Annotated in this window: 12 protein-coding genes; 6 read left to right on the top strand and 6 right to left on the bottom strand. The window is 59.9% G+C overall.

The genetic code is table 11. The annotated features are described in order from the left end of the window. Positions 1 to 77: 77 nt before the first annotated feature. Positions 78 to 932, top strand: coding sequence for a fumarylacetoacetate hydrolase family protein (locus TERRO_RS00540; RefSeq protein WP_014784031.1), 855 nt, complete (start codon positions 78 to 80; stop codon positions 930 to 932). A 311-nt stretch (positions 933 to 1,243) separates the two neighbouring features. Next, complete coding sequence (locus TERRO_RS00535) at positions 1,244 to 2,758, top strand: SulP family inorganic anion transporter (protein ID WP_014784030.1); 1,515 nt, start codon at positions 1,244 to 1,246, stop codon at positions 2,756 to 2,758. A 59-nt stretch (positions 2,759 to 2,817) separates the two neighbouring features. Here the strand turns inward: TERRO_RS00535 and TERRO_RS00530 are convergent, their stop codons facing one another. From TERRO_RS00530 to TERRO_RS00505, 6 genes are all read right to left on the bottom strand, one after another. After that, positions 2,818 to 3,783 carry a 3-keto-disaccharide hydrolase gene (locus TERRO_RS00530; protein WP_014784029.1) on the bottom strand — a complete coding sequence of 322 codons (966 nt, stop codon included), beginning with the start codon at positions 3,781 to 3,783 and terminating at the stop codon, positions 2,818 to 2,820. 88 nt (positions 3,784 to 3,871) lie between these two features. Next, positions 3,872 to 4,690 carry a hypothetical protein gene (locus TERRO_RS00525; RefSeq protein WP_174277922.1) on the bottom strand — a complete coding sequence of 273 codons (819 nt, stop codon included), beginning with the start codon at positions 4,688 to 4,690 and terminating at the stop codon, positions 3,872 to 3,874. Between the two features lie 126 nt (positions 4,691 to 4,816). Further along, positions 4,817 to 5,167 carry a response regulator gene (locus TERRO_RS00520; RefSeq protein ID WP_245536178.1) on the bottom strand — a complete coding sequence of 117 codons (351 nt, stop codon included), beginning with the start codon at positions 5,165 to 5,167 and terminating at the stop codon, positions 4,817 to 4,819. A gap of 456 nt (positions 5,168 to 5,623) precedes the next feature. After that, on the bottom strand, positions 5,624 to 7,246 hold the full coding sequence (locus tag TERRO_RS00515; RefSeq protein WP_014784026.1) for a TIGR03435 family protein: 1,623 nt from the start codon (positions 7,244 to 7,246) through the stop codon (positions 5,624 to 5,626). A 150-nt stretch (positions 7,247 to 7,396) separates the two neighbouring features. Beyond that, entirely contained in the window at positions 7,397 to 8,248 is an 852-nt protein-coding gene (locus TERRO_RS00510; protein WP_014784025.1) for an acyl-CoA desaturase, read from the bottom strand. Between the two features lie 106 nt (positions 8,249 to 8,354). Beyond that, entirely contained in the window at positions 8,355 to 9,122 is a 768-nt protein-coding gene (locus TERRO_RS00505) for an SDR family NAD(P)-dependent oxidoreductase (protein ID WP_014784024.1), read from the bottom strand. Between the two features lie 157 nt (positions 9,123 to 9,279). On the opposite strand from TERRO_RS00505, the gene TERRO_RS00500 reads away from it, so the two are divergent. The 4 genes from TERRO_RS00500 (at position 9,280) to TERRO_RS00485 (ending at position 13,230) form a co-directional block, all read left to right on the top strand. Next, positions 9,280 to 10,074 carry a (Fe-S)-binding protein gene (locus TERRO_RS00500; protein ID WP_014784023.1) on the top strand — a complete coding sequence of 265 codons (795 nt, stop codon included), beginning with the start codon at positions 9,280 to 9,282 and terminating at the stop codon, positions 10,072 to 10,074. Beyond that, positions 10,071 to 11,600, top strand: a complete 1,530-nt coding sequence (locus TERRO_RS00495) for a lactate utilization protein B (protein ID WP_014784022.1) — start codon at positions 10,071 to 10,073, stop codon at positions 11,598 to 11,600. Before TERRO_RS00500 ends, TERRO_RS00495 begins: the two co-directional genes overlap by 4 nt. Next, a complete protein-coding gene (locus TERRO_RS00490; protein WP_014784021.1) occupies positions 11,597 to 12,325 on the top strand; it encodes a LutC/YkgG family protein in 729 nt (242 codons plus the stop codon). The genes TERRO_RS00495 and TERRO_RS00490 overlap by 4 nt, the downstream gene beginning before the upstream one ends. 125 nt (positions 12,326 to 12,450) lie before the next feature. Further along, entirely contained in the window at positions 12,451 to 13,230 is a 780-nt protein-coding gene (locus TERRO_RS00485) for a hypothetical protein (protein ID WP_157178207.1), read from the top strand. The last annotated feature ends 173 nt before the right edge of the window (positions 13,231 to 13,403 follow it).

Raw genomic sequence — 13,403 nt, 5'->3', positions numbered from 1 at the left:
TCACTCTCCCTCCCCAACACCTCACGCGATACAGTGGTTTCACGCATCCGGCGTAAGGATTTGGGGACTTTTCTCATATGAAGCTTTTTCGATACGGACAACGTGGCAGCGAACGCCCAGGCGTCCTGGACTCCGCAGGTAAACTGCGCGACCTCTCCAACGTGATTGCCGACGTCGCCGGCGCAGCACTGGCGCCAGAATCACTCGCACGCATCGCCGCGCTCGACCTCTCTACACTGCCCGAAGTTCCTGCAGGCGAACGCATTGGCGCCTGCGTTGGCGGCGTCGGCAAGGTCATCTGCATCGGCCTGAACTACGCAGACCACGCAGCGGAATCGGGCGCAGCCGTTCCCGTTGAGCCCATCGTCTTCATGAAAGCAACATCAGCGCTCTGCGGACCGGACGACGGCATCATCATCCCGAAGGACTCGCAGAAGACCGACTGGGAGGTCGAGCTCGCAGTCGTCATCGGCCTCGAAGCGCGCTACATCGACGAAGCGAATGCCATGGACTACGTGGCAGGTTACTGCGTGGCAAACGACCTCTCCGAGCGCGCCTTCCAGTTAGAGGGAACAGGCCAGTGGGTCAAAGGCAAGAGCGCCGACAACTTCGGCCCCATGGGCCCGTGGCTCGTCACCAAGGATGAAGTGGCTGATCCGCAGAACCTGCACCTGTGGCTCGAAGTCGACGGCCACCGCTTCCAGGATGGATCGACAGAGACGATGGTCTTCGGCGTCGCCTACCTTGTCGCGTACCTCAGCAAGTTCATGACGCTGCAGCCCGGCGACATCATCAGCACCGGGACGCCGCCTGGTGTAGGCCTTGGCCAGAAGCCCCCGATCTACCTGAAGCCCGGTCAGGTCGTACGTCTGGGCATCGACGGTCTTGGCGAACAGACCCAGAAGGTTGTGACCTACGAAAGCACGCTGTAACGAGAGTTCACGCTCTCCAACCTGCGGCAATTCATCAGCACCGAGCCCGACGCTTATGCGTCGGGCTCGGCTTTTTTTCGGGGAACAGACGAGCGCTCTGCCTTGGCCAATTCAAGACAAGACGACTTTAAGACATTCAGCTGAATGTCCAGAGCCCCTCAAGGAGGCTTTGGAGCGGTACTCTATAAGTACGAGCGCGACCCTTCACGGATACCGCAGCCGACGAGAAGAGCAACACAAACTAACAAAAGCAGAATGGTAAGCTTCCGCCCGCGCGCGGAAGCCGCGCCTATTTTGCGGAAAGCAGTATCTTGAACATCCAAACCCTCCGGTCGGAGGTCCTCGCGGGCCTTACGGCAGCGCTTTCTCTCGTGCCGGAAGTCGTCGGCTTCGCGCTGGTCGCGCACGTCAACCCCTTGAACGGCCTGTACGCCGCCTTCATCCTCTGCCTCATCGCAGCAATCTTCGGTGGGCGCCCCGGTATGATCTCGGGCGCTGCAGGTTCGATGGCCGTGGTTTCCGCTGCGCTCGTCGTCCAGCACGGCATCGACTATCTCTTTGCCACCATCGTTCTCACGGGTATTCTCCAGCTCCTTTTTGCTGTCTTCCGCCTTGGCAAGCTGATCCGCATGGTGCCGCATTCCGTGATGCTTGGCTTCGTGAATGGTCTGGCGATCATCATTGCTTCCGCTCAGTTCCAGCATCTGCGACAGCGCATGCCAGACGGCACGGAACATTGGCTACCCTCATCCGCCCTGCTTACGATGCTCGGGTTGATCGCGGTCACTGTCGCTGTAACCGTTCTACTTCCGAAGCTGACCAAGGCATTCCCGTCGGCACTTGCGGGCATACTTGCGGCAACAGCATGCGCACTTGCCTTCGGCATTCACACCAGAACCGTTGGAGACCTCTCATCGATCCGAGGTACGCTTCCCCACTTCCATCTGCCCGCCGTTCCATACACCTGGGAGACGCTGCGCATCACGCTGCCGTACGCACTTGTGCTGGCGACGATTGGACTTGTCGAGACGCTGCTCACCCTGAACCTGATCGATGAACTGACGGACACAACAGGCGAGCCGAACCGCGAGTCCATGGCGCAGGGCATTGGCAATATCGTTGGCGCGTTCTTTACGGGTATTGGCGGCTGCGCCATGATCGGGCAGTCCATCATCAATCTGAACGCTGGCGGCAAGCGCCGACTTTCCGGAGTTGCGGCCGGTGGTTTCCTGCTGTCCTTCATTCTTGTTGGATCGCGCCTGATTGAACGCATCCCACTCGCCGCACTCGTCGGCGTGATGTTCGTGGTGGCGGCGGAGACCTTCAACTGGCAGAGCCTGCGCAATGCCTTCAGCTTCCCAGGCCGCATTCCCAGGCATGACACGCTGGTGATGCTGCTTGTCACGCTCGTCACGGTACTGACCAATCTTGCCGTAGCGGTCGTCGCGGGCATCGTGATTGCTGCTCTTGTCTTCGCGTGGGATCACGCACAGCAGCTTGAAGTTGATGTACTGGAAGCCAACGGTCGAAAGACCTATCGGCTGCACGGCAGTCTCTTCTTCGCCTCTGCTGCGCAGTTCACAGCGTTCTTCAGCCCGAAGACGGACCCGGTCGAAACCTACCTCGAGTTCGACCACGCTCGCATCATGGACTCCTCTGCCCTCGAAGTCATTGAGTCCATTGCGAAACGGTATCGTGAGGCCGGTAAGGCACTCCACATCCACGGACTGAGCGAGAGTTGCGATCGCCTTCTTCGCCGTAAAGATGGCGCGATCCTTCTCGTATCAAGAGAGCCCGCCGCCAGCTCAACACAGGTCTTGTCCTAACGCGAATCGCGCGGCTGTAGGCAGAAGAACAACCCGCAGCCGCGCGACATTGCGTAAACCTACTTCTTTGGGACGGAGATGGTGATGTTGCGGTATGCGATCACACCATGGTGATCTCCCTGCAGGAAGAACGGTCCGGGCTCGGACTCATTGCTATCAAGAGCGCCGCCAGTCGGGCCGGGGATCTCAACGTTGTCGTGGTACATCTTGCCGTCGCGCAGGACGGTTACATGGCGACCGACGAAGGTGACGTCGAAGCTCGTCCACTTACCGAGACCCAGCTCAGAGCCAGCAGGCGGCGGATAGTGGCTGTAGATCGCTCCCATCTCGTGCGACGGCAGCTTGCCACCTTCGGTACCCACCTGAAGCTCATAGCGGCCGCGCAGATAGATGCCGCTGTTTCCGCCCTCGGGGCAGTTCACTTCGATGTGCAGCTTGAAGTCCTGGAACTTCTCGGTGGTTTTGATGTTTGCGGCGCCAGGTCCTCTGCGACCGGGTGTCTCGGGATTGTCGTTGACCAGTTCGCCATTGCGGGCAATCCACTTGTTGTTCTCGACGTTGCCGATGGGCTCCCAGCCCTTGAGATCCTTGCCGTCGAAGAGAGGCCGCGGCTTGGTCCATGCCTTCGGCATCGGGCGATCCAGCGAAGGCGCCTTGGCACCGGCGATGGTCAGTCCATCGGCGGCGTCGCCACGCTTCTCAATGCCCGTCAGCTTGCCTGCGGACGGGGTGGTGAGCTCCCAGGTGGTTGAGGCGGCTGCACCGGTCTCGCCCAGGTCGACGATCAGTTTGCCAGACTCGAGATGCGCGCCTGCAATCGGGTGCCATCCACCGCCTCTGGGCTGTACGCGGCCTTCCATCTTGCCGCCGTTCTCTTTCAGCTCAATCCATTGCGGATAGGCTTTGCCGGTGGAGGGAGTTACGGTCAGATCCCAGCGGCCCAGAAAGGCTTTGGAGTCTTGCGCGGCCATGGTGGAGACAAATGCGGTGGCCAGGAGCGAGGCGAACAGTATCTTGGTTTTCACGCGTTGAGTGTAACGGTTTTCACCCTGGGCATGTCGTAGGGAGCCGTTAAGGGCTCTTCAAAAGATGTGGCACCCGGCGCCGGCAACCCTAGTTTCGCTGCGGATTTGTCGGCGTGGACTGGGCCGTTGCCGCCACGGCATTCGGCTTGGTAGAAGGCACAGCGCGAAGGCTCAGGCTTGCGATCGCCGGCGGATCGGACTTGGCCCGCATCTGCAGCGTTCCAAGCACTTCATTCCCAGCGGGCGTCTGGTCGCGCAGCCGGAAGACGAGCACGCCCGGCTGCACTTCCTTCGCCGACAGCAGGTTAAAACCACCAGTCTGTGCCCGCAACACCATCTGCGCCGCGGCCGAATACACCGGCGCGACATTGGGCACGGCTTGCTCCAACGCCGTATCGCTGCCCTGGTTGAAAGCCGCAAGCCAGCTGTAGAGAAGACGACCGGACGGCGTGTCCGGGATCAGCCCCGCCTGCGGTCCGAAGCGTGGCAAGTGGACGAGGATGGTCGCGTGAACAGGGCTGATGTGGTCCTTGCGACGAGCCGGAACCGGCGCGTCAGCCGCGTCGCCCAACACGATGGTGTCTACCTGCGATGGATCGTCATCCTTGTCGTCTTCGTGAGGAGTGTCGCCCGGCTTCTCGTTCGGGTCGCGTGCGGCGCTGGATCTTCCGTCCGCGAGACGCGCTGCCTTGCTGTGATTGAGCCCGTAGGCGACCGCCGACGCAACGCTCGCAGCCATGACGAATGCAAGCAGAATTGCCGCAGGCCGTGGCGGCTTACGCTCAATGATCTGGAAGCTGGGAGCGCGTCGTGCAGGAGCGCCAGTGGCCACCGTAGGCTGCATATTGCGGAGTGCTCCTAATGCGTCCGGCACAACCGGGCTGAAGAAGTCCGGCGGCGTCGCCACCAATTTCAGTCTAGACGGCACGCTGGTCTTGCTGGGAAGCAGTTCTGATTGGCAAACGTTGGCAGGCTCAAAACGGCAGGACTTCTTTTGATGGAGGCAAGCGTTCTTGTCGCTATTCTGCTCGACTTAGTTCTGCATCAGTTTCTGCGAAATGACCTCCAACAGCATGGAAGGCTTCATCGGCTTCGGCATGATGTGGAGATTGGCATCGACTCGTTGCGCGTCCTGAACAAAATCGACAGTGTCAGCCTGGCCGGAAAACAAAAGAATCTTGCAATCAGGACAGAGGGCCTTGATCTGCAAGGCAAGATCGATCCCCGAGAGGATGGGCATGATGACGTCGGATACCAGTAAGTTGGGAGGGTCCACCAGCGCGTCTGCCAATGCTTCTGTCGGGTCGATGTAGTATCTCACCGCAAATCCATGCAGACGCAGAATCGCAGCTAACGTAGAGGCGACGATGACATCATCGTCCACGACAAAAGCCCGAACTCCTGTGAACTGCATGGCGGTCTCCTCACGCCGGTCGTTGAAAGTGGTGGCCCCGACCTCCGCTTGTCACCTGTTCCTCGTTGCAGACGCCGGGCCCGCTCAAAGAACGAGCGGACAAGCGTCGCGCGACTGCGGACGTTTCGTTGTGATTGGAATCACGCCCGGGTGACACACGGTGACGGCCGCACTTAACGCCGCGCGCTCAACCGATACATCCGCAAACATCCATCAATGCAAAGAGCTGTTGTAACTCATCGAAATCTGGCACATTCATGAGCCTTTTCTGTTCACTGCGAACTTCACGCGTCGCAGTGCGATAAGTCGAATCAGGATAGTCCCGGACGTAGTAAACGTCCAGCAAAGTTCCAGGGATTCTGGCGGCACGCTAAACCGTCTCTCAACATGGCTCAACCACCTACTGAGTTACAGGACGCATGAACTTCAATTCGGCGTGGGTGTCTCTTCGATGTGATCAATGACAAGCACCGAAACAGGGCGCTTCTCCTTAACCATCCGGATGCCAAGCTGCTTCTGCATCGCGTCGTACAGTGTCACTGCATCCGCTGAGAGGGCTTCCTCTGGCTGGCCCGGGGGCGGCGGCGGCCGCAGGATCGTCAGGGCCGCCGAGCTCCACGCCAGCGTAAGGTCATACCCGCCCGTCAGTCCGGTTTCATCCAGCACGGGGGTGTAGATGTAGCCCGTCGCGAACTGGGTCAGTTGTTCCCCCAGTTGCTTCATCGTGATGTTCTGGCAGGTTAGAAGCGCGGTGAGCATCGGATTTACAACGCGCGGATCCTTGCCATCCGGGCCCGGCCCCTGCTTGCAGTGAGTCCGCTTCGTCGGGTCGGCCTTCGTCAACTTCGGATGATCGGCCACCATCTTATACGCGAAGATGGGCCGGTCTTCCCTGTGGACTTTCATCTGGAACCGATCCATCAGGAGTGTCTGAAGCATCTGCCGGAACTCAACTTCGTAGAACTGGACCGGCGGGCGTCCGGGGATCTGCTCCGGCATGACAGCTTTCGCGAAGAAGTCGAACTTGTCCTTATCCAGCCAGGCAGGAGCGTTCGCCAATAACTGTGGGTCGTTCGAATTAAAGTCCCACACGAAGGAAAACAGATTCTTCAGCGTTGTGGCGGTTATGTTCATCTGGCCATTGGCCACACGTCCGCCCGGCTGTGCGTCGGGCTTGGCGGGCTTGATGGTGGAGACCTCGAACTCAGTCGGTGCAAGCGTCGGCAACTCTTTGACAACGGCAGGTGAATTCGGCGTCGGCTTCTCCGTCACGCTATCGACGATCCACACCAGGCGTGGCGCGGTCTTCAGTTCCAGCTTCAGCCCCAGGTCTTTCTCCACCGCGTCGAAGATCGAGACCGCCGCGGCCCCTGCCTTGGCACGCTCGCGCGGGCCAGTAAAGCTCAGCGTGAAGTCCCAAGCTCCCTCTAGACCTGTCTGGTCCAGAACGGGCTCGGTGAGAAAGTTCCCGGCCGCCTGGCTTAGGAAAGTTGCGATCTCTTCCGAGCTCATATGCGTGCAAGCGAGGACGAAGAGAGGCACTTCGCCTGGAGCCGGCGGAGTGGTGTCGGCCTTGCAGGATTTCGTTTCGCCATCTTTGCTCTGCTGCATTTTCGGCTTGCCGCTGGGCGCTGTCAGCAGAAAGGCCGGCATCGGAGCCTCGCCCTTGTGCACCACAAGCTTGAATCGGTCTGCCAGCAGCGCCTGCAGCATGCGCTTCAACTCTGCATCGGAGGTCTTCGGATCGGCCTTTGCCGTGACGTCGAAGCGCGGCAGCTCTAACCAACTGGGGCCACCCTGCACCATCTCCGGTTTCACGCCGTAAGCAAGCGCAATCATGTCCACAAGGGTGGCCTGATGCAGGCTGTACCGCTCTCCGCGTAGTTGCCCGCTGTCAGAGTTCGGGAATGACACGCGAGGGCTGGCGTGCACATCGGCAATGGTGAATGCAGCCTTGGCGGCTGCGGGTTTGATATCTGCGGGCTGTTGACCCCATGCTGCGGAACTCAGGACACAGAGAATGCTTAGCTTCGGAAGCAAGCGCTTCATGGAGAGGTCAGCCCTCGTTTGGAAAGGATTTGCCGCAACTGATGGACGAGCCGGAGTGCGCGATGTCAGATCTTGGATCGATAGTAAGCGGCAGATGCCGTCTTCTCTCGTCCCATTTCGGAATAATCGCGCTTCCCCGGCTCAGTCCGATTAGTGCGCATTGCCTTCCGAAAGGGACCGCGCCTTCACATCCCACGCGAGTCCAAGCGCACGCAACGCGCAGATGCCATACCAGTTGAAGTCGATCTCATACCAGGCAAGTCCGTGCCGCGACGACTGGGGATGTGCGTGGTGGTTGTTGTGCCAGCCCTCGCCGAAAGTCAGCATGGCAACCCAGAAGCTGTTGCGGGACGAGTCGCCGGTAGCAAAGCGGCGCGAACCCCACATATGCGTTGCAGAGTTCACAAGCCAGGTGGAGTGCAGACCGAGCACAGTACGGAAAAAGATGCCCCACAGCAGGAACGGCAGGCCACCCACAGCGAGCAGGACGAGCCCAAGAGTCGTGAGCGGCACCCAGTGCCAGCGGCTGATCCAGACGTGGAACTTGTCCTTGCGTAGGTCGGGAACGTACGGGAGCAGCTCGGCCGCGTCGTTGTGCATGGTCTTGCCGGTGACAAGCCAGCCGACGTGCGACCAGAAACCACCCTCGTTGGGCGAGTGCGGGTCGCCTTCCTTATCGGTGTTCTGATGATGTTTGCGATGCGTGGCAACCCAGAAGATTGGCCCACCCTCAAGCGTGAGCGTGGCGAAGATGGTCAGCAGATACTCCACCCACTTCGGCGTCTTATACCCGCGATGCGTCAGCAAACGGTGGTACCCGACACCAATGCCGAGTCCGCCAGCGACCCACCACAGCACCATGGCGACGAAGAATGCCTTCCAGGTGAAGAAGAACAGTGCGGCAATGGCACCCAGGTGAAACGCGACCAGGACAATGCTGGTCGTCCACGCGATGGGTTGCGAAAAAGTACGGTCGCGGGCGGTTAGTTCGGATGCTGGCATGGTGTCCTCAATGCTTAGGACGCTCAGGCCACGGTCGGCGCAGGTCGCGCAGCGTAATACTTGTGTCAGGAAGCTGAGAGCAGTTCTTCGGATCGTTACAGCGCGGTTACACCCACCCACCGTCGACCACGAAGCTTTGATTCGTGATGCCGGCGCTGTCGTCTGCTGCGAGAAAGAGAATCATGCGCGCAACGTCAGCGGGTTGCAGCTCAAACTTGAGCGCCTGTCGCGCGAGGATTTGCGCGGTGTACTCCGGCGTGAGCCATAGTCTGCGCTGGCGCTCAGTTGCAATGGAGCCCGGCAGCACTGCGTTGACACGTACGCCGTCCATGCCTACGCGATGCGCCATGGCGCGCGTCATGCCGATGATCGCTGACTTTGACGTGACGTAGACCGGCAGATCTGTTGATGGGATCATCCAGGCGATCGAGCTGAGATTGATGATGGAGCCACGCTTTTGTGCTCGCATGCCCGGTAGGAGCGCCTGCGCGAGGAAGAACTGATGCCGCAGATTCAGGTTCAGCGCGCCGTCCCACATCTCTTCTGTGACCGTTTCGAGGTCGTGCCGGGTGTCGTTGCCTGCGTTATTTACGAGCACGTCGACCGTGCCGAGATCCTCGGCGATCTGCATGCACGTCTGCTGGATTGCGCTGATATTGAGTAGATCGCAACGATAGAACTTCACGGAATGGCCGGAAAGCCGCGCCACTAGCGCGTTTGCAGCGTCGTCGAGGATGTCGAGGAAGGCCACTTGGGCGCCCTGTTCCGCGAAGGCTTCGACGATGGCTTCACCGATGCCGCTGGCGCCGCCGCTTACGACGACGACGCGTCCGCGGAGGCTTGGGTAGGTGGCAAATTGTTTGGGCTGAGACATGGCGCCGATTCTAAGCTTTGCGGGGTTTTCCGTAAAAAGGGCGCTTGTGTGTTGCCCCGGTAAAAGCCTGGAATGGCGTTCGCCGGGAGGCGGGTAGTAGCATGGCTGGGGACGAAAAGATGCAGTAATGAATCGTCTCAGTCTCACGAGGCACCGCTTGCGCATACATCTGTTCATCGCCTGCTACAACGACACGCTTTTCCCTCGGACCGGCATGGCAGTTGTCAACCTGCTGGAGCGCTTAGGGCACGACGTTGTGTTTCCCATGGCGCAGACCTGCTGCGGCCAGATGCACTACAACACCGGCTACCACCAAGAGGCGATGCCCCTGGTGAAGCGGCTGATCGACGAGTTCCGCGACGCCGAGACGATCGTCGTCCCGAGTGCGAGCTGCGTTGCGATGATGCGCGACCACTATGAGCTGATGGCGCACAACGCCAACGACCTTCGCATGATGGAGGACGTGAAAGAGTTTCTGCCGCGTGTCTTCGAGTTCAGTGAGCTGATTACGGACAAGCTTGGCCTTACGGACGTGGGTGCCTACTTCCCGCACAAGGTGACGTACCACCCGAGCTGCCACTCGCTGCGGCTGTTGCATGTGGGTGACCGGCCGATCCGACTGCTGCAGGGTGTGGAAGGTCTGGATTACACGCCCATGGAAGGCGCGGACCAGTGCTGCGGCTTCGGCGGGACGTTTGCCGTGAAGAATGCCGAGGTCTCGTCGGCCATGCTGGCAGACAAGATTGGCTGCGTTCGGAAGACGAGCGCGGAGTTTGTTGCGGCGCTGGATAACTCGTGCCTGATGCAGATCGATGGCGGGCTGCATCGTGAGTCGAATGGCAAGGGTGCCGAGGGTCGCATACGGCCGGTGCATCTTGCGGAGATTCTGAACAGTACGAGGGAGAAACCGCTGACTGCCGAGTCGCTGGCGTGGGAAGGGGCAACGGCATGAGCGTTCGCGTAGGCCATACGGCTGAGAAGGCTTCGTTCCCTATCCTGGCGCACGACATTCTGCAGGACGACCAGACGCGGCGCAATGTGCGGCACGCGACGGACGTCATCCGCAACAAGCGCGCGTTGCGCGTGGAAGAGATGCCGGACTGGCAGGATTTGCGCACGGCTGGCCATGCCATCAAGACGCATACCCTGCTACATCTGCCGCATTACCTGGAGATGTTTGAGCGCAACTGCGTTGCGGCGGGCGGGCAGGTGCATTGGGCTCGCGATGCCGATGAAGCGAATGCGATTGCGATTCGTTTGATCAATGCCGCCGCGAAGCAACAGGCGAATGCTCATCCTGAAGTCATCAAAGTGAAGAGCGAAACGGCAGGGACGCATGTTCCGCTTCGTCCTGAGGTCATCAAAGTGAAGACAATGACCAGCGATGAGATCGGCATGAATGCCGCGCTGGAGAAGAACAACATCACGCCGTGGGAGACGGACCTGGCGGACATGATTGTGCAGATGGGCCATGACGAGCCGTCACACATCGTGGTGCCTGCGTTGCACAAGAACCGGCACCAGGTGCGTGAGCTGTTCCTCGAGAACATGAAGCTCACGGAGCTTGGCACCGAGGCCGAAGACCTGACGCAGGCAGCGCGTCACTATCTGCGAAAGAAGTTTCTGGAAGTGGGCATCGGCGTGAGCGGTGCGAACTTTGCGATTGCCGAGACGGGCGGCGTGGTTGTCGTGGAGTCCGAAGGCAATGGCCGCATGTGTGTGACGATGCCGAAGACTCTGATCACTCTGGTGGGCATTGAGAAGGTCATCCCGAAGTTCGATGACCTTGAGGTCTTTCTGCAACTGCTCCCCCGCTCTGCTACCGGCGAGCGCATGAATCCGTACAACAGCATCTGGACGGGCACCACGGCGAACGACGGCCCGGCCGAGTTCCACGTGATCCTGCTGGATAACGGCCGGACACGCATGATGGCGAACGTGCGCGAACGTGAGACGTTGAACTGCATTCGTTGCGGCGCGTGCCTGAATGCCTGCCCTGTGTATCGCGAGACGGGCGGCCATGCGTATGGCTCGATCTACAGCGGCCCGATCGGCGCGATCCTTTCACCGCAGTTGAACGGCATGAAGCATTCGCGATCGCTGCCTTATGCATCGTCGTTGTGCGGTGCCTGCTATGAAGTTTGCCCGGTGAAGATCAACATTCCGGAGACGCTGATCCATCTGCGCGGCAAGATTGTGGCGGCTGATCAGAACAGCATCACCGGCAAGTTCTCGCAGGAGAGCATGGGCATGAAGATGGCCGCGCACCTGTTCGAACATCCACGCCAGTACGAGGCGGCGCAGCGCATGGCGCGCACGGGCCAAGGCATCTTTGAGAAGGACGGCAAGCTGGTTAACCTGCCCGGTATGGCCGGCGGATGGACGCAGTTCCGCGACCTGCGCGCACTGCCGGAACAGACGTTCCGTGAGTGGTGGAAGAAGAATCGCGCGAACGGTCAGAAGGGCGGGGACGCATGAGCGAATCTCGTTTGCATGATGATGCCCGTTTTCACGAGGATGCACGTTGGCACGAGGAAGACCGCCAACGGGAGGATGCCCGCTTCACGGTGCTTGATACGATTCGCCGTCAGCTTGCAGCCGATCCGGATATCAAGGACGAGCTGATTGAATCGCCGGAGGCAGCGTACGCGCGGATTCAGCGGACGTACCAGCGCTCGGCGCAGCTTGATCGTGAGGAGATTTTGGAACTCTTCTACGATCGTCTGCGCGACTATGATTCCGAGCTGATCTTTACGGACGAAGCGGGCATTGCGGATGCCGTTCTGCAGGCGATGAGCGAGGCAAACGAGACACTGCTGCTGGTGCCTACGGGCGTGCCGGATGCATGGCTTCCCTCCTCGGGCATCAGTATTCTGCGGGACGAGCAGCTTACGACATCAGCGCTGGATCAGCCGCGTGTTGTGCTGACTGGCTGCACTGCGTGTGTGGCGATGAGTGGCACGATCATCCTGGAGCATGGTGACGAGCAAGGCCGACGTGCGGCAACGCTGCTGCCGGATCATCACCTGTGTGTACTCTGGCGGGACCAGGTGGTAGAGACGTTGAGCGAAGCGATGCAGCGCATCACCAAGCGGACCGCGCCCATCACGACGATCGCCGGTCCATCGGCTACGAGTGATATCGAGATGACGCGGATTCGTGGCGTGCATGGTCCGCGACGTTTAACTGCGATTATTCTGTAGCGGCTATAGAACGTATAAGAGCAACCAGCAAGGCCGCCAGGTTCTCTGGCGGCCTTGTTAGGTGGATCTCGCATTATGATCCATGCGTGCGGCATGTCGATAATCCTTGTTTTACTGTGAGCGCCTTGAAGCTGCTTTTGCCGATCCTTTTGTTGCCGGCTTTGACGCCTGCCTGCGCTCAGCGTCCTTCCGCCGCGCAGCGGGAGTCGGTGGCGGAACGACCCGCGGTGTCGAAGAACCCGACGTATTTGTTCCGGTCTGTCTCCGTCAGTGAGGAGTGGGATCATGCAGCGGACGATACGCTGACGACGAGCGTTGAATATACGGAACCCTTCCACGATGCGGCCACGGCGGTTGGCGTCTCGGTACCGATTGCGAAGAGCGTGATCGGGCCAGCAGGCGAATCGTTTGGCCTGGGTGACATGAGCGTACGAGGCCAATGGATTCCGTATGAGACGCTCCATGACGGTGTGCTTCTGACGGGAACGTTCACGATGCCGACCGGCGGCAAGAGTGGAGGGTCTGGCAAGTGGAGATGCACTCCGAGCGGAGCGTATGCGCGCTTCTGGGGACCGCGTTTTCTGCTGGCACAGTTTGTGCAACAGGAGTTTTCGTTTGCGGGCGCGGCTGACCGGGACCGGATCAACCGAACGGATCTGGACCTGTATGGCGTGTACAGTTCGGCCAGCCAACGCTGGTGGATCAACGGAGACGTGAACCTTCGGGTGGACGAGGCGAACCGCAACAGTCTGTCATCAACAACAACCGTCAGCTACGGACGCGGCCTGCGCAGGATGATGGGCGGCTCATTGAACGGGTCGGTGCAGACGGGATTTGGTATGGGCGTTGGCAGGCCCTACAGCGAGGTCGTGCTGGTGTCGGTGTCGCTTGTCGGTTTCCACTGATTCCTTGCCACCGTGTCCAAGGCACTTGCTGCCCATCCTTCTTGTAACGTTCGCGCCCGATGCACGAGATGTGGATGCCCATGCAGGGCAGCTATCCATTTGGCGCGCGCTGTGAAACGACACCACAAATGGCGGAAAAACTCAGGCTTTACAAACCAGCATGATTTCTTCTA

The organism is Terriglobus roseus DSM 18391 (assembly GCF_000265425.1).
Taxonomy (GTDB): Bacteria; Acidobacteriota; Terriglobia; order Terriglobales; family Acidobacteriaceae; genus Terriglobus; species Terriglobus roseus.
The sequence above is the reverse complement of the archived record's forward strand: the minus strand, read 5'-3'. Positions and strand labels throughout refer to the sequence as shown.

Coding starts and splice junctions, on each gene's coding strand:
- TERRO_RS00540 (WP_014784031.1), top strand. CDS start 78: ATGAAGCTTTTTCGATACGGACAACGTGGCAGCGAACGCCCAGGCGTC.
- TERRO_RS00515 (WP_014784026.1), bottom strand. CDS start 7,246: ATGAAGCGCTTGCTTCCGAAGCTAAGCATTCTCTGTGTCCTGAGTTCC.
- TERRO_RS00510 (WP_014784025.1), bottom strand. CDS start 8,248: ATGCCAGCATCCGAACTAACCGCCCGCGACCGTACTTTTTCGCAACCC.
- TERRO_RS00505 (WP_014784024.1), bottom strand. CDS start 9,122: ATGTCTCAGCCCAAACAATTTGCCACCTACCCAAGCCTCCGCGGACGC.
- TERRO_RS00495 (WP_014784022.1), top strand. CDS start 10,071: ATGAGCGTTCGCGTAGGCCATACGGCTGAGAAGGCTTCGTTCCCTATC.
- TERRO_RS00490 (WP_014784021.1), top strand. CDS start 11,597: ATGAGCGAATCTCGTTTGCATGATGATGCCCGTTTTCACGAGGATGCA.